Origin of the sequence: Gimesia sp. (assembly GCF_048262075.1) — a bacterium.
GTDB lineage: Bacteria > Planctomycetota > Planctomycetia > Planctomycetales > Planctomycetaceae > Gimesia.
On record NZ_JBLXFK010000002.1, the window covers coordinates 284,458 to 301,178 of the forward strand.

At 51.4% G+C, this 16,721-nt stretch carries 11 protein-coding genes; 5 read left to right on the forward strand and 6 right to left on the reverse strand.

Annotated elements, in window-relative coordinates:
- The first annotated feature begins 81 nt into the window (after nt 1–81).
- On the forward strand, nt 82–321 hold the full coding sequence (locus ACN0YH_RS04835; protein ID WP_417378429.1) for a hypothetical protein: 240 nt from the start codon (nt 82–84) through the stop codon (nt 319–321).
- A gap of 539 nt (nt 322–860) precedes the next feature.
- Here the strand turns inward: ACN0YH_RS04835 and ACN0YH_RS04840 are convergent.
- From ACN0YH_RS04840 to ACN0YH_RS04850, 3 genes are all read right to left on the reverse strand, one after another.
- A complete protein-coding gene (locus ACN0YH_RS04840) occupies nt 861–2,258 on the reverse strand; it encodes a PQQ-binding-like beta-propeller repeat protein (RefSeq protein ID WP_417378430.1) in 1,398 nt (465 codons plus the stop codon).
- Nucleotides 2,259–2,336: 78 nt separating this feature from the next.
- A complete protein-coding gene (locus tag ACN0YH_RS04845) occupies nt 2,337–3,086 on the reverse strand; it encodes a 3-keto-disaccharide hydrolase (RefSeq protein WP_417378431.1) in 750 nt (249 codons plus the stop codon).
- A gap of 284 nt (nt 3,087–3,370) precedes the next feature.
- Complete coding sequence (locus tag ACN0YH_RS04850; RefSeq protein WP_417378432.1) at nt 3,371–3,817, reverse strand: SRPBCC family protein; 447 nt, start codon at nt 3,815–3,817, stop codon at nt 3,371–3,373.
- A 167-nt stretch (nt 3,818–3,984) separates the two neighbouring features.
- On the opposite strand from ACN0YH_RS04850, the gene ACN0YH_RS04855 reads away from it, so the two are divergent.
- A complete protein-coding gene (locus tag ACN0YH_RS04855; protein WP_417378433.1) occupies nt 3,985–4,710 on the forward strand; it encodes an SGNH/GDSL hydrolase family protein in 726 nt (241 codons plus the stop codon).
- 27 nt (nt 4,711–4,737) lie between these two features.
- Here the strand turns inward: ACN0YH_RS04855 and ACN0YH_RS04860 are convergent, their stop codons facing one another.
- A complete protein-coding gene (locus ACN0YH_RS04860) occupies nt 4,738–6,150 on the reverse strand; it encodes a sigma-54 interaction domain-containing protein (protein WP_417378434.1) in 1,413 nt (470 codons plus the stop codon).
- Between the two features lie 538 nt (nt 6,151–6,688).
- On the opposite strand from ACN0YH_RS04860, the gene ACN0YH_RS04865 reads away from it, so the two are divergent.
- From ACN0YH_RS04865 to treZ, 3 genes are read left to right on the forward strand one after another with little or no spacing between them, the layout of a single operon-like run.
- Nucleotides 6,689–8,917 carry an HAD-IIB family hydrolase gene (locus tag ACN0YH_RS04865; protein ID WP_417378435.1) on the forward strand — a complete coding sequence of 743 codons (2,229 nt, stop codon included), beginning with the start codon at nt 6,689–6,691 and terminating at the stop codon, nt 8,915–8,917.
- Nucleotides 8,914–10,881, forward strand: a complete 1,968-nt coding sequence (locus ACN0YH_RS04870) for an alpha-amylase family glycosyl hydrolase (RefSeq protein WP_417378436.1) — start codon at nt 8,914–8,916, stop codon at nt 10,879–10,881. The genes ACN0YH_RS04865 and ACN0YH_RS04870 overlap by 4 nt, the downstream gene beginning before the upstream one ends.
- A gap of 17 nt (nt 10,882–10,898) precedes the next feature.
- The gene (gene treZ / locus ACN0YH_RS04875) at nt 10,899–13,529 is read left to right on the forward strand and encodes a malto-oligosyltrehalose trehalohydrolase (protein ID WP_417378437.1); all 2,631 of its coding nucleotides are present in this window, start codon (nt 10,899–10,901) and stop codon (nt 13,527–13,529) included.
- 13 nt (nt 13,530–13,542) lie between these two features.
- Here treZ and ACN0YH_RS04880 read toward each other — a convergent pair whose 3' ends face one another.
- Nucleotides 13,543–14,919, reverse strand: coding sequence for an alkaline phosphatase family protein (locus ACN0YH_RS04880; RefSeq protein WP_417378438.1), 1,377 nt, complete (start codon nt 14,917–14,919; stop codon nt 13,543–13,545).
- A 190-nt stretch (nt 14,920–15,109) separates the two neighbouring features.
- Complete coding sequence (locus ACN0YH_RS04885) at nt 15,110–16,540, reverse strand: MFS transporter (protein WP_417378439.1); 1,431 nt, start codon at nt 16,538–16,540, stop codon at nt 15,110–15,112.
- Nucleotides 16,541–16,721: the final 181 nt, after the last annotated feature.

Sequence of the window (16,721 nt, forward strand, 5' to 3'; positions counted from 1 at the left end):
GCGGATCGTCTTTCCTCAGCTAAAATAGAATAGCGTTCCTCTGATATGGCAGGAGTATTCAGTTTCCCTGGAGCTGATTCCATGCAAAAGACAGCGATCCCGCGTTGGTACAAATCACTGCTGTTACTTATTCTTTTGTTTCTGCTACAGACCACTTCAATCACAGCACAAAAAAAAGACACACCCCCGCCCGAACAGATCGGTACTTGCCTGGGCAAACCAGTCTACCGCGACCAGATCGGGACAAGTCTGAAATTGAGTGAAGAACTGCAAATTCTTTTTGGCGATCCTGTTTTCAGACAGTATCAACAGGAGCACTAGGCGAAATCCAAACCGACTGAAAAAGAAATCGCCACCGCAATTGTCTTCTACTCCAGAGACGAATCGATTATTGAAGATTGTCAGGAAATCGATAAATTAACTCAAAGTGAACTCGAATCACTCGAAAATCAACTGAAGCGTTCACACCTCAAATCAGCAGAACGAAAGCGACTCGAACAAAAACAGCAACAACTGTAAAGGGAATTAAAGCAGGGCGCTCTCAAAGAGATGCTGCTCATGATGCTGGAAATTCGAAAACCACCTCTATCTCACTCAAGGCGGCGGTCGAGTTCGTTTATTGATGCTCGGAGAAGAAGCCTTTGATGCGCGATTCAAATGGCTGGAAGCTCAAGAGAAACTGGGGAAATTCCAAATCAGCGACCCCCAGCTCCGTACCATTCTTTTTGAATACTGGACTGACAGGAATAATCGAGGTCGAACCATAACCAGTCAGGAATCGATTCAGAGGTTTCTCGAACCTCAGTGGCTGAAACATCTGAATGCGGATAAACCACTCACAGCGAAAAAGCCCTGACCGCTTACTCGGTTGATTTTTCGGTTGAATTTTCCGTTGTTTCGGCTGCGATACACACCAGTTGTTCCTGACGTTTGTCGCCAACCTGTTTTCCGACACGGAGAAAAATCTCACCATCAACCACAGCCGGGCTGGCGTAGTTGTCATCGCCGAGCTTGTTGAACGCGACCTCTTTGTAGCTATCGGGGTTCGCTTCAAACACGAATGTTTCACCTGACAGGTTCGAGACATAAATCAGTCCATTACATAGAATCGGCGAGCCACTAAAGGAACCCCGCAGACGATTCCGCCACAACACATCTCCCGATTCGATCGACCAGCAATAGGCGATGCCATCATCGGTTATACCATACAACTGTCCGTCAGCGACCAGCATCGAGGGTTCATAAATCTTGGTATTATCCGACCACAACAGTTTTCCGTCTGCAGACAGACAAACCGTCTCCCGTTTGGGATAGCCACCACTGGCAAAAATTTTATCGTCACTGGTGACAATCGTGCCACACGTCGCTTCGGCCAGACAGGGGGTGCTCCAGATTTCTTTGCCGGTCGCCGGATCATAACTGGCCACTTTATCACAGCCACTGATCAGCAACTGGTCACGTCCCCCCACATGCGCCACGATGGGACTGGAATACGTACTGACCGCCGGTCGCGTTACACGCCAGGCAATCTCTCCCGTTTTGCGATCCAGCGCCGCCAGGTAACCGCCGCCACGATTATCCGCTGCGATAATTACAAACGATTTATAGAGCAGGGGAGAGGGGGCATAACCGAATTTGGAATTAAAGGCTCCCAGTTCTTTCTGCCAGACTTTCTTACCTGCCAGATCGAGGGCCGTCGCGATGATTTTTCCTGAGTTCAGAAAAACTGCGTAAATCTGTTCCCCATCATACAGCACGGTCCCATTCGCATTGGTCCCCTTTTTATGAAGTTCACCTGGTCCGGGGAAGCCTCCTGCATGCACTACGGTTTCCCAGCGCACCACGCCGTCAGCGCGATTATAAGCGACCACCATCTGTTCCTGTTCCTGATCGTCAGCGGTAGCCAGCACCACCATTTCTTCCGTTACGACAGGGGAACTATGACCGCGTCCGGGAATATCTGTTCGCCATTTGACATTTTTTGTCGCGTTCCATTCAGTCGGCAGAGGCTGATCTGGCACGTGACCATTCCGCTCAGGTCCCCGCCAGCCAGGCCAGACAGGGGACAGATCAGACAGATCGGCATCTTTTAAAGAGACGCCACTCGCTTTCACTGAGATTTCTTCGACCGGGGTCGTCTTTGTGCAGCCGGCTAACAGAATAATTCCGAACAGAAACCATCTATGTGACATGCGAACCATACGTAACCCTCCCTGATCGAGTTGAGTAATATTGAAATCGAATTCCGGAACACTCAACCTGCATCCCATCCGGTAGGCACTCATTCTGCCGGAGTGACAGAATGAGTGGTTATCCAGAATCCGTTTTCTGTCTGTTTATAGTTTTTTCAGAAAGACATTTTTGAAGCGAATTTCGCCGCCATGTGTCTGTAACTGAATCGGACCCGTTTCATAAATCGGATCGTCTTTCTCATAATAATTATCCATCTTTTTGTTGTCTACCACCAGTTTACCATTCATGTAAACGGTAACCTTGTCCCCCTTCATGATGATCCGGAAATGATTCCATTCTCCAAAAGGTTTGTCGGCGTGGACCAGGGGATATTTTCCTTCGCCTTTATTATTAAATAATCCTCCTGACCCCAGATTCGCTTTGCGATCCCATTTACCACCTTCTTTTGTAGTGTCCCAGATCTGTACCTGAGGCACACCACGCAAATAGATCCCACTGTCCGCTTTCGCGACCGTTTTGTAATCAAGCAGCAGTTCGAAATCGCCATAATCATCGGCTGTCGTCAGGTAAACACCATGTCCATCATTCACCAGTTCGCCATCTTCCACCGACCAGTGTTCCAGCACATCTTCCCAGTTCTTTTTCAACAGTTCTTCCCGCTCAGCGGCAGGCATATTTTTGACAGCGACCGGACTTTTACCTTTGACTTTGTGATAGTTCATACCGATCCAACCGGAGAGATCTTTCCCGTTGAACAGAGCGATAAAACCTTCCGGAGGCTGATTCAGTTTTTCCGCTTTCTGTTTTTCCCCGGCAAAACCAGTGGAACTCCCCAGCAGGGATAATACCAGCAGGGAATACAGACTCTGTTTGATAAACGACGATGGATTCATTATTTGTTCCTCTTGATGCCCGCTGTTGCTTAACAGCGCATAAACTCAGACCAGCCGAAGATTCAGCAACCTTCCTAAGTAATTACTCTAATTCGGCCCGAGAGGAATTACAATGTGTCTGTCAAAAACAGCGCTATTTTTCAAAATCTCCCCTCTGAAACGGTCCCCCTTTCAGCTTCTCAGTGAACACTGTTCAGAATCGATCCCACTTAAATATAGCGTCTCCCATCAAAGAGTCTCGCTCCTGATCGTCCTGGAGATGCCAGGGTAAACCTGGATACTGGCTAATCTGTCATTTCGGGTTCGACCAGCCTGGCCAGATGCACCAGCGAATCCTGCCAGCCCAGATAACACGCCTCCGCAGGGATCACCTCTGGAATGCCTGACTGCTCAATTTTGATCTCTGTCCCACAGGAGACCTGTTTTAAATCGACGATTGTCTTCATTTCACCAGGTAGATTCGGATCATCAAATTTGGACGTATAGCAAATCCGGGTATGCGGCACGAGTTCAAGATAAGTTCCTCCAAAAGAATGACGATGACCTGTGCTAAAATTCGCAAACGACATTTGATATGTCCCTCCGATCCGGGCATCCATTTCATCAACCCTGGCGGTAAATCCATCTGGTGGCAGCCAGCGAGCCATGGCGTCTTCTTCCAGAAAGGCACGATAGATTTTTTTCGGCGTTGTTCGCAAAACACGGTGTAGTTGGACCGTATTGTTTGACATGATTGGATATCCCCTCTTTAATTGATGTAATAAACGGTATACTGCCTGGTGGCGACATCATATCGTCGCACAAGGGTCGTCTATTTCGACAATGATCTATAAATATTTCATCACAACACATAACCTTTCCTGAAGGAAAGCAATTCGCAAGAGAAAGCCTGCTAACTATGAAATCCAGATTCACTGAAATACGATCTTTGTGGTTACCAGGTTTTGCGTTTTTTTTCACGATTGGTCTCAGCACTCTCAATACAACTGCCCAGGCCGAAGAGCCCAAAACAACACCCACCTTTCAAAGAATTTTATTCCTGGGTAACAGCATCACTCTGCATGGACCTTCAAAAAAGATTGGCTGGGACGGTAACTGGGGAATGGCAGCCAGCAGACAGGATAATGACTATGTCCATCTCGTCACGCGTTCGCTTGCGAAATCGACTGGAGACACACCCAAAATGCTGGCAAAAAACATCGCCACGTTTGAAAGGCAGTACGCCACATTCGACCTCAAAAACAAACTGAAAGACGCCTTCGCGTTTCAACCTGACCTGGTGATTCTCGCAATCGGAGAAAACGTCCCCTCACTCAAAACGGCAGAGGAGCAGGCACAGTTTCAGGCCAGTGTCGGGAAATTGCTCAAACAGCTGCAGACTGACAACCAACCGACCATCATCGTGCGAAGCAGCTTTTGGGCCAATCAGATGAAAGACGAGGCGTTGCGGAAGGCCTGTCAGAAAGCAGGCGGGACGTATGTTGACATCAGCAGCCTCAGTAAAGACGAAAAACACTACGCTCGCTCGGAACGCGACTTCCAACATGCTGGTGTTGCCGCCCATCCAGGCGACCAGGGTATGCAGGCAATCGCTGACGCGATTCTGAAAGCAGTTCAACCCTGATGACCGGAAAGTTAAAAAGCGGTTCTCTCACAACTTAAACTTCTGCTTATCAATTCCGTACTGTTTCATCTTCCGCAACAGGGTGCGTCGGCTGATACCTGCATCCTCGGCGGTCTCAGCCACTCGACCTGAATTCTGTTTGAGCTTTGCCTGCAGGTACTCCCGCTCCAGTTCTTCGATCACTGGATCCAGGTTTTCCTGCAGGGAACGGGCAGGGTCCACACTGTTCCGCCACACTGCCTGCTGCTTATGCTCTCGTGTTGCAGGTGTCTCCACCAGGTTCGTATTCCGTAACTTGTCGAAATCGCGGGCCGTCAAAGCAGACTGCGAGCGTTCCAGCACCAGTCGTTCGCTGAAGTTTTCCAACTGGCGTACATTGCCCGGCCATTCGTATTCCAGCAACGCGTCTAAAAAACTGTCCGTAAAGATTGGGGGTTCGAGCCCATAATGTTTCGCCAGTCGTTTTGTGAAATGACCGAACAGCAGAAACACATCTTCCGGACGTTGACGCAATGGAGGTACATTGACGCGGATCACATCCAACCGGTAAAACAGATCCTCGCGAAAATGACCGTCTCGCACGGCTTCATCCAGCAGCACATTCGTTGCCGCCACAATCCGGACATCAATCTCCGTCTCTACCTGGCTGCCCACCGGTCGAATCCGTTTTTCCTGCAGCATACGCAACAGACACTGCTGCGCTTCGGGAGGCATGTCGCCAATCTCATCCAGGAACAGCGTCCCCTTATTCGCATGCATCACCAATCCTTTCTTGGCCCGGTCCGCTCCGGTAAATGCACCTTTTTCATGACCAAAGAGTTCGGAATTGATCAGGTCAGGGGGGATGCTCGCACAATTTGCCGCTACAAATCGCCCCTCGCGCCCGGAACGACAATGCACGGCCCGTGCCAGTAGTTCCTTCCCAGTTCCGGTCTCTCCCACAATTAATACCGTTGCATCGGTCGGTGCCACTCGCGTACAGAGTTCAAACAGGTCCCACATCTCGGAACTGCGGCTCAACATCGATTCAAATCGCGCCCCTTTACTGCGTTGACGCCCTAGATCATGCATGCGTGGCAGGAACTTCTGATTCTGCAGTGTTACTTCGATTACTTCCGCCAGCTTCGTCTCCTGCCGATGCAATACCACATCATGAGCGCCCGCTTGAAAATAAGTCCGCACGGTGTCTCCCTCAGCCTGAGGTGCCCACACCAGCACGTCTGTCAGAGGCCATTGACTGCGCAGAGATAGAATCACTGCCCGCGTCGCGTCATGATCGTGGGGAACCGACTGAATCACAAACAGTCGTGGCGGTCGGGAATATTCTGTTGTCAGTAATTGATCAACCGCAGGCAACCGGAGCAGTTCACAATCAAGCGACTGCACCGCCCCTTTGGAATAGCGGCTCTGTAGACTACAGACAATCAACGGTTTTTGCATCCCACCTCCCGAAACGGCATCAATAGAAATTCTCTGAACGCATAGGATGTGAACCATTAAAAAACAGCTCAAACCAGGAATCTCCGAATGCGACACCAGCTTCCCATTCTATCAACATGATCCGATATGAGACAAGCCTGTCACATATTTTGAGCTATATATGTCTCATTCCCTGATTCCCGCTGACCCCAGTTTCGGCATGACCTTTGCTACCTTTAACAGGTATCACAGCAGCGCGAGCATGAACCAGTCAGGAGATATACAATTAACAAGACTTGTTGTAACTCCCGTACAAAAATCACAAATTTACGTTCCTGGTCGTTGAGTAACCAATGCGATCGTTCAGCGTACAATGTGAGATTGCTGTTGGTATCACCGCGAATCAGATTTGAAACCATCCAGAAAAATATTCAAGAACAAACTAATTACTACGGGATAACGTCTCGCCCCGTCCTCATGGATACACGTCAACTGAAATCAGGTGTATTCATCCACCCAAATATTCATTCTCTGATATTGAACAAACAGGACTCATCAAATGGCCCGAAATGTGTTAAAGAACTCGTCACAAAAAGAGACCAGCGCCACCAGGCTGACCAGAACTAAACACGGCGATCTCAAAATCACTTTAATCAGTCTTCACGGATTAATTCGTGGACATGATTGCGAACTGGGGCGCGATGCCGATACCGGCGGTCAGGTCAAATACGTACTCGAACTGGCCCGAGAATTGGCGGCACACGAACACGTCCGAGAAGTCGAACTGCTCACCAGGCAAATCATAGACCCCAAAGTAGATGACGATTATGCCCGGGTTGAGGAACAGATTTCTGAAAATGCCAAGATCGTCCGCATACCTTTTGGCCCCAAACGCTACCTGCGCAAAGAGTCGCTCTGGCCTTACCTCGAACTCTTTATCGACCAGACCCTGCAGCATTTCCGACGCACGGGTCTGCCTGACATCATCCACGGCCACTATGCCGATGCAGGAGCCGCCGGTGCGCAACTGGCGCGACTGCTGCATATTCCCTATGTCTTTACCGGACACTCACTGGGACGCGTCAAACGCCAGCGTCTCTCGCTGGGAAAAGAAGAGAACCAGGCCATCGAACGACTGGAAAGTAAATATAAATTCACAACCCGTATTGAGGCCGAAGAGCTGGCACTGGAAACCGCATCGATGGTAGTTACCAGCACCAACCAGGAAGTCCAGCAGCAGTACGAACTCTACGATCATTACCAGCCCGCCCGCATGGAAGTCATCCCGCCGGGTGTTGACCTTACGAATTTTTCGCCTGCGAAGAAAGACTGGACCACTCCCAAAATCGCCGCGGATCTGAACTGTTTTTTAAAGGAACCGGACAAACCCATGATCCTTACCATGGCCCGCCCGGATGAGCGTAAAAACCTCGAAATGCTGGTCCGCGTGTATGGTGAAAGCGAACAACTGCAGGAGATGGCAAATCTTGTTCTGATCATGGGAACACGCGACGACATGCGCGACCTCCCCAAGGCACAGCGCAGAATCATCAATCACGTACTTTACCTGATTGACCGTTATAACCTGTACGGTAAAGTCGCCTATCCGAAAACACACAAACCCGACGATGTCCCTGAGCTCTATCGGCTGGCAACATCGCTGAAAGGGGTTTTCATTAATCCGGCATTAACCGAACCATTCGGGCTGACGCTGCTCGAGGCGGGAGCCACCGGATTACCGATCGTCGCCACCAACGATGGCGGTCCCCGCGATATCATTGCCAACTGCAAAAACGGACTGCTTGTTGACCCACTGGATAAATCAGAAATCGAACACGCTTTGCTCCGCACACTCACAGAGCCCGAGCAGTGGACCGAATGGTCGGACAACGGCATCAAAGGAACTCGCGAGCATTATTCATGGAATCATCATGCAGAGCGTTATCTACGCGACCTGGATGATATTCTGGAACATTCACCCGCCCCCGTTCTGGTCGATCTGGCTGAGAAATCCAGCACGCGGCGCCTTCCGGAATTTGACCGGTTGATAATCACCGATCTGGACAATACACTGACCGGTGATGATGAAGCTCTCAAAGAATTTATCGAGCTGATTCGCGAGAATGATCACATCGGTTTCGGGATCGCCACTGGTCGTCGACTCGATTCGGCTATGGAACTGATCAAGGAACTGGGACTCCCCCAACCAGACCTGATCGACACAGATGCGGGAACACAGTTACACTACGGCGAAAACCTCACTCCGGACCTCAGTTGGCGAAAATCAATCGATTACGCCTGGAAGCCACAGCAGATTCGAGATGTACTCGATCTGCAGCCTGGTCTTTATCCGCAAATTGAAGAACATCAGTCTGAATTTAAAATCAGTTATGAAATTGACACCAATGTCTGCCCCAGTATTACCACCATCAAAAAAATTCTTCGGGAGGCCGGATTACGTGCTAAGGTTATTATGTCACTCGGCATGTATCTCGATGTCATCCCGGTGCGTGGTGGCAGCGACCTTTCCATGAGACACGTGCTCTGGAAATGGGGATTCGCCCCGGAACACGTCCTTGTTTCCGGTGATTCCGGCAACGACGCCGGCATGCTGCTGGGTCGTACTTTGGGTGTGGTCGTCGGAAATCACAGTGAAGAGCTCGAACGTCTCCGCAACCGGCCACGCGTCTATTTCGCAGAGGCCTCTCACGCGGCGGGTATTCTCGAAGGCATCAGGTATTACAACTTCCTAGACAAGATTACTATTCCCAACGATCGGATCGAATGAGCACCGCGCAGGATGAGATTGACTTCAAAGCGGATCTGACACTGCAGCGCCTGCAGACTCAGTTGCAGGAAGTCTGGCAAATCAGCCAGATTGATGATGTCAAAAAACATGAATTTGAATTGAGGCTGAGTGAGCACTGGCGTCCCTTGTTTGCGTTGCTTTATCAGCTCTACAGCTCCCGCTACGATTTCTTTTATCATATCGAACAGGTTTTGTTGACCGCCGCCCGAGGCTGGGCCGAGCGACCGGAAGAGCTCTGCGCACTCGACCGTCACCGCATTAATGAACCCAACTGGTTTCAGTCAGAACGCATCAGCGGTGGTGCTTTGTATGTGGATCTCTTCGGCGAAAACCTGAGTAAACTCCGCGAACAGGTTGGCTACTTCAAAAACCTGGGCCTCACCTACCTGCACTTAATGCCTCTGTTTGCGGTCCGCCCCGGGAACAACGACGGTGGCTATGCCATCAGCACCTATCGCTCTGTCGACCCGCGACTGGGAACCATTGATGACCTCCGACTGTTGGCAGCAGACCTCCGCGAAGCTGGAATCTCACTGGTCCTCGACTTTGTGTTTAACCATACTTCCGACGACCACGAGTGGGCTCAACTGGCTCAATCGGGAAATCGCGAATTCCAGGAATACTATTATATTTTCCCCGACAGGGAAAAACCCGAACAATACGAGCGCACATTGCGGGAAATTTTTCCTACCGTCCGCCGGGGAAATTTCACCTGGCACGATGGGATGCAGCAGTGGGTCTGGACTTCATTCAACAGTTTCCAGTGGGACCTGAACTACACCAACCCTGCCGTCTTTCGCGCCATGCTTGAAGAAATGTTTTTTATCGCGAATACAGGCATCGATATCCTGAGGCTTGATGCAGTCGCCTTCATCTGGAAAAAGATGGGCACCAACTGCGAAAACCTGCCTGAAGCTCATACATTGATTCAGGCCTTCAACCGCCTGGCCCGCATCGCGACCCCTGGTCTGCTGTTCAAGTCCGAAGCCATCGTGCACCCCGACGATGTAGTAAAATACATCAGCGAACACGAGTGCCAGATTTCTTACAATCCCACACTCATGGCGCTGCTCTGGGAATCGCTGGCGACAAGAAACGTCTCACTGCTGGTCCAGACTTTAAGACATCGCTATAAGCTCCCCAAAAATACCGCCTGGGTGAATTACCTGCGTTGTCATGATGATATCGGCTGGACGTTCGATGACGCCGATGCCCAGGCCATCGGCATCAACGCCTATGACCACCGCAAATTTCTCAACGAATTCTATACGGGTCAATTTCCCGGATCCTTCGCGCGCGGTGTCCCTTTTCAGGAAAACCATGAAACCGGGGACATGCGAATTTCCGGGACGATGGCGTCACTCGCCGGGCTCGAACAGGCAATCGAAGAAGAGAACGAAGAGAAAAAAGAACTGGCCTTGCGCCGCATGCTGCTCCTGCATGGTGTTTCTCTCAGTATCGGGGGAATCCCGCTCCTGTACCTGGGAGAAGAGTGGGGCATGCTTAACGATTACGACTTTGTAAAAGATCCCGCGAAAGCCGGCGACTCACGCTGGATCCATCGTCCCAAAATGCAATGGGAGTTCCTCGAAGAACTGGACGACCATATCAAAGTCGGGAACGGTTCCATTCGCACTACGATATTTCGATCCACACAGAAACTCATCGCCCTGCGAAAATCACTGCCTGCGCTCGCCGGCCAGGATATGGAACTCATCGCCACCGCCAATGATCATATTCTCGGTTATGTCCGACTCTATGAAGGTAATCGCCTGATCGTCCTCGCGAACTTCTCTGATGAAACGCAGGTCATCGAAGGCAACAAACTCCGTACCGCAGGACTCGGTCGGTTTTTCCAGAACGTTATCGACGATAACACTTACGCCACGTCAGAGCAACTGGTTCTGGAACCGTACCAGATTCTCTGGCTGAACCGCGTTTAATTGAAGGAGCGTTTAGAATGTCCACGCAGAAACCTGCGGGAAATACTGCTGCGCAACTCACACAACAGGTCCTTGCCACGGATTTGGATGGGACTCTGATCCCTTTAAATCAGGATCCGAAAAATCAGTCAGACCTGCGTCTGCTGGCTGATCAGTTCCAGGCCCGTGGCAATTCCCTGATCTTTGTTACCGGCAGACATTTCCAGTCCGTCTCACAGGCAAGAGAAGATTTTCAACTACCACTGCCGGAATGGATCATCTGCGATGTCGGCACTTCTATTTTTCAGCGACAGGAATCCGGAGAATTCACCCTGGTCACAGCCTACCAGGACTACCAGGATCAAATCATTGAATCCATGCCTGTTGAGACATTGCGCGATCAGTTAGAGACAATCGATGGGCTCCGACTCCAGGAACCCTTCAAACAAGGCCGTTTCAAACTCAGCTTTTATGCAGACGCGGAACAACTGGAAACGCTGGTTGACCAAATTCAGGAAATCCTGACTCAGACCAATGCTCCGTATTCGATCATTCACAGCGTTGACCCTTTTAACGGTGATGGTCTGATTGATCTTCTACCGGCCACCGTCTCCAAAGCACTCGCACTGGAATGGTGGACCGAATATAATGGATACGATCCCGCAAACATTGTCTTCTCCGGCGATTCCGGGAATGATCTGGCGGCACTGACCGCCGGTTACCGTACTATCCTGGTAGGCAATGCAGACCGCCGCCTGGCACAACGCGTTTACAACCTTCACCAGACATCGGCCTGGAAAAACCGGCTTTACCTCGCTCAAGGGACGGCTACATCAGGAGTGCTGGAAGGCTGCCGCTGGTTTGGGCTCGCAGAACAGATTCAAACAAGCAGCACTCGACTGGGAGCGACTCCATTCACCGTCGATTCCACGTTCTTTCGAGTCTGGGCTCCGCAACGAAAACAGGTTGCTGTCCAATTACTGACAGGAGAGGATACTGACCATACTCGTCACACTCTGACTCGCAGTCAGCATGGTTACTTTGAAGGTATACTCCCCCACGTCCGCCCCGGAGATCAGTATCTGTATCACCTCGATGATCTTGTCTCGCGCCCCGATCCAGCTTCACACTATCAACCCGGGGGAGTACACGCTGCTACTCAAATCTGTGATCCACTCGGTTTTCCCTGGTCCGACCAGGACTGGCAGGGAATTGCAAAACAGGACCTGGTCATCTACGAATTACACGTCGGCACCTTCACGAGAGCAGGTACGTTTCAAGCTGCTATCGAACGTATTCCCGAACTGATTGAACTTGGCATCACTGCGGTGGAACTCATGCCGGTCTCTCAGACACCGGGGCGCTGGAACTGGGGCTATGATGGCGTTGACCTGTTCGCCGTTCGTAACAGTTATGGCTCACCTGACGATTTCAAGTCATTCGTGGATGAATGCCATCGCTCTGGTCTCGCTGTCTTTCTGGATGTGGTTTACAACCATCTGGGTCCCGAAGGTAATTATCTTTCTGAATTCGGCCCTTATTTTTCAGACAGGCACCACACTCCCTGGGGAGAAGCGTTAAATTACGATGGCCCCGACTCCGAGCACGTCCGTCGTTTCATTACAGAAAATGCGGTCTTCTGGCTGGAAGAATACCACCTGGATGGACTGCGCCTTGATGCCGTACACTGCATGTATGACGACAGCCATTTCCATATCCTCGAAGAAATCGAGCAGGCCGTCTCAGAGCATGCCGAAACAGCGAACTGGCCGATACACCTCTTCGCCGAAACCAACGTCTATAACCACGACCTCATCACGGCTGAGAAGAGCAGGGCAGCCTACACAGGCATCTGGTGTGATTGCCTCATGTATTCCCTCTATTCTCATGCACTCCCTGACGTGCATATCACCCATCGCGACTACCAGGGCGCCCCGGATCTTGCAGAAACGCTGCAACATGGCTACATCTATGCCGGTCACGAAAACATGCGCGTCACCGAATCGCAGCGAATCACCGATAAAACCAACCAGCATCTGGCATCACTGGTGATCGCTCTCCAGACTCACGACAGTGTTGGCAATCATCCGCATGGCAAGCGGCTTCACCAGTTGACGTCCAAATCCTTTCAGAAAGCAGCTGCTGCACTCGTCCTGCTCTATCCGGGCATTCCACTGATCTTCATGGGCGAAGAATTCGCAACCTCTGCTCCATTTCCATTCTTTGTCGATTTCGAAGACCGTCATCTCCGCGACGCCGTCGATGTCGGCCGCCGAGGCGATTATCCACCTCACATCTGGCAGGACGCGCTGCTTCCCTCACAGGCCGAAGCCTTCTTCAACGCCAAATGGAATGAGGCACCACTCCGGGACCCGAACATGTTTCACTGGTATCAACGGCTGCTCCAATTGCGGAAACAGGGCCTCGACGATGGCTGGCTTTTACCAGCCCACCTGCAGACAGCTTATGACAGTCAGTCCAGCATCTTTACGCTGCAATACCAGCACACCACAATCCAGGCCCGCTTGACACCTCATGCAGAAACTGAAACACAGCCGCTGCCTGTCCCCTTCACAGGCACTCTGGTCCTGACATCAGAACCAGAGCCTGTCATTGAGAACAACCAGATTCACCTCGCTGCTAATCACGCTGTCATCACCCGTACATAATACGAAGTCAGTTTCAATCGTCCTGCAAGGCCGGCATTAACGGTTTTCCTTGAGCAGTTGGCAATTCAACTCCCAGCAAACGGGCCATGGTAGGAGCCACATCGATGCTTTGCACCTTGCCCAACTTCGTTCCCGGTTTAATACCAAATCCGTTGATCACCAGCGTTGCCAGCATATCCGGTTGATCAGGCAGATAGCCATGCGTGCCACCCGGTGTCTTCCGCGGCACAACGAGATCGTCCCCCGTTTCACTGTTCGTGAACGAATACCCCGACTTTGCCGACAGCCAGAAATCGGGCGCATGCGAATCCTCCGCTGGGGTCGGCAGTCCCAGCCTGGTATATTCATCCTTACCCAGCACAGCCTGAATCCCTTCGACCGCTGAAAACTTTTTCTTCAACTCTTCCTTCATTTCGTCCCGCTTTGCGTCATCCAGCAGATAGACCATACACCCGCCCCCTTGGGACAGACAGTAGGCCTGCTTCTTTTCTTTAGAAAGCAGGCCTGCCTGTTTCAGCAGCACATTTGGACGGATGTCTTTTGATATCGGGAAGAACCCATGATCGCTGGCCACGACCAGAGTGGTCTTGTCACGATGGGGCGAACGCTCAATCGCATCTACAATATCCCGCAAACGGTCATCGGCATAGCTGACGGCCCAGTACGCTTCCGGGCTCCGCGGACCATATTTATGTTCCACATGATCAACCTCGACGAGGTGGATCAACAACAGATTAGGCGGATGTTTCTCGAACAGATGCCGGGCCATTCGCGTATATAACCAGTCCCGCTTTACACCGCCACCACTCTCTCCCGTCCAGTCACCATGGAGATCCACTGGCAGCCCCGCAGCCCGCAGTTCTTCCAACCAGATCGGCGTAGCATATTTCGGCCATGCTTCTTTTCCGAACATGTCGGGTACGGTCCAGTCCAGCGTTCGCGCATTTCGTGTTGCCGGCCATACAATCCCTGCAGTCACCAGCCCCGCGTTATGGGCGGCATCATAGATCGTCGGCACTTTGACGATCTGGTCTTTATCGAACAGGGGATCAGGTATGAAGGCGACCGATGTAGCACTTTTACGATCCAGGTAGTTATTCCCGATCACTCCATGCTTAGCAGGCGTCGCACCAGTCACTAGCGTGGTGTGGTTCGGCCAGGTCACTGTCGGAAATGAACAGACCATCCCGTCAGCCCGGGCCCCGGTCTTTGCCAGCTTTCTCAACGTCGGCATATCCGCCAGGGGATCATCCAGATAAAAATTGGCCAGCCCGTCCACACTGACCAGAATCACACACCGGTCCTCATGTGGTTCTTCAGCCCGGGCAATGTCACCCGGGTGAAACAGCCACATCACAGCCAATACAGTAACAGCAATCATCCCGCGCATGGAAGAGGTCTCCAGATGGTATTGAAAGAAAAGTAATCACCGAGCTACAACGCAACCCGGTATTCCATCCATTCTGAATGACCCTCTGCAACAATGCAACCTCGCAAAGCCATACATCCACGCAGGGGCGCCTCGTGTCGAGCCGCCATATCTCTAATTCATGGTCGCCTGGCTAAACCGACGACTGCAGTCAGGTCGGCTCGGTTTTGGCAGCAACTTCCGGCTGTTTGAGTTCACGCTTGCCTTTACGGGACTTGCCCCGTAGTTCATCGGCACGGAAGGAGCGATACAGCCCGACCGGGAAACGCAGCATGCGAAACGGTGTGACACCAACCAGCTTCATCACCACTTGAGCCGTCCAGTGTGAGTCAGGCTCGCGAATCGTCCGGGCATAAACGGCAGCTACCAGCCGCATCAGCAGACTGATCGCAAAGATCATGTGAAAGTTATTGTACTCAGAACCAAAGATCGTCACACTCCAGCCGGAAGCGAGTACTAGAAACCCGCCTGCCAGAATCGAAGTCACGCCTCCTACCAGTCCCGCAAAAGCGGTCCCCGCAGCAATATACATCGTCCGGTTTTCGGAAGGGGAATTCTTCAGCATGAACCCGTTGTTGGCAATGGCAATGCCCGCGTTGAGCAGGGAATCGACAATAAAGACTGGTACCATAATCCAGAATGCCAACGTCGGATCCCGCGGCAGAAAGAGCAGGCCAATCATGTTCGTCGACTTGAAGGCCGTACACAAAATCAATACAGGTCGGTTCCCGTAATGATCAGCCAGTGAGCCCAGATGCTTTGAAAAGACAGCCCCCCCCAGCCAGGCACATGTCCACAACAGCAGCAGACGGAACACATCCATCCCGATGTAATCCAGCAGGTAATAGCTGATGAAGGGAGCCCCCAGCATCGCTGCAAAATGCCAGAAACAGGTAAATGAAATAAACGACCGGAAATTCGGGTCCTGAAATGGCGTCAGCAGCACTTTTTTCAGCTTCGGTTCTTTCACCTTGGTGACCGGCGGTTCTTCAATCTTCAGATAGAACAGGATATCAAACACGCCGAAGATCCCGCCGATGCCAACCAGCCAGGCAAATCCATCCCCGATCTCCAGACCACTCTTCGCCAGAAAGATCGCACCGCCCAATAGCGAAATCGCCCCGGTCCAGTACATCCACACCTGGCGATAACCCCAGTAATGATTGAGCCCCTTGTGAGGCAGATAATCCCCCAGCCACGACAGCCAGAGTGGCGTCGTAAAGTGGATCAAGGCATGGTTCACTGCCGTCAACGCGATCAGCCACCATAGTTCTGCTGAATTTGACATGTCCGGCATCAGCCAGGCCATCAATGCAATGGGAATCAGAATCAATCGTTGCAGTATGGAAATCGGAAACCAGAGCCAGCGGCGGTATTCCAGATGATTCGCCACTACCGCTGCCAGAAACTGGAAAAACAGCATCATCGTCGGCAATGCACCCAGAATTCCGATATGCCAGCCTGTCGCTCCCAGGGAACGGGCGAACTCAATCGTCGCAGGTGACATCGTGAACTGAGTATAAATCATCGCCATACAACCGGCGGCGATTAATGCCCGTTGTGCTGTTTTCAGAGACCACACGTAAAATCTATCCTTGAGTTAAGGTTTGCAGTTTGAGACGACCCTGTCGTGATCCACACTCCAGTCGAACTCTCGCGGGAATTCTGCGCGTTCATTCACGGCGGGCCTGGTGCTGAATGAAGGGCTAAAATATGGGGAGCAATAGGTGTGGCCAAGATCTAATTATCGTTGGGCGCGATTC

Bases quoted from the DNA above. Each gene is read 5' to 3' on its own strand.
- ACN0YH_RS04835 (WP_417378429.1), top strand. From the start codon at position 82: ATGCAAAAGACAGCGATCCCGCGTTGGTACAAATCACTGCTGTTACTT.
- treZ (WP_417378437.1), top strand. From the start codon at position 10,899: ATGTCCACGCAGAAACCTGCGGGAAATACTGCTGCGCAACTCACACAA.
- ACN0YH_RS04880 (WP_417378438.1), bottom strand. From the start codon at position 14,919: ATGCGCGGGATGATTGCTGTTACTGTATTGGCTGTGATGTGGCTGTTT.
- ACN0YH_RS04850 (WP_417378432.1), bottom strand. From the start codon at position 3,817: ATGTCAAACAATACGGTCCAACTACACCGTGTTTTGCGAACAACGCCG.
- ACN0YH_RS04845 (WP_417378431.1), bottom strand. From the start codon at position 3,086: ATGAATCCATCGTCGTTTATCAAACAGAGTCTGTATTCCCTGCTGGTA.
- ACN0YH_RS04870 (WP_417378436.1), top strand. From the start codon at position 8,914: ATGAGCACCGCGCAGGATGAGATTGACTTCAAAGCGGATCTGACACTG.
- ACN0YH_RS04865 (WP_417378435.1), top strand. From the start codon at position 6,689: ATGGCCCGAAATGTGTTAAAGAACTCGTCACAAAAAGAGACCAGCGCC.
- ACN0YH_RS04855 (WP_417378433.1), top strand. From the start codon at position 3,985: ATGAAATCCAGATTCACTGAAATACGATCTTTGTGGTTACCAGGTTTT.
- ACN0YH_RS04860 (WP_417378434.1), bottom strand. From the start codon at position 6,150: ATGCAAAAACCGTTGATTGTCTGTAGTCTACAGAGCCGCTATTCCAAA.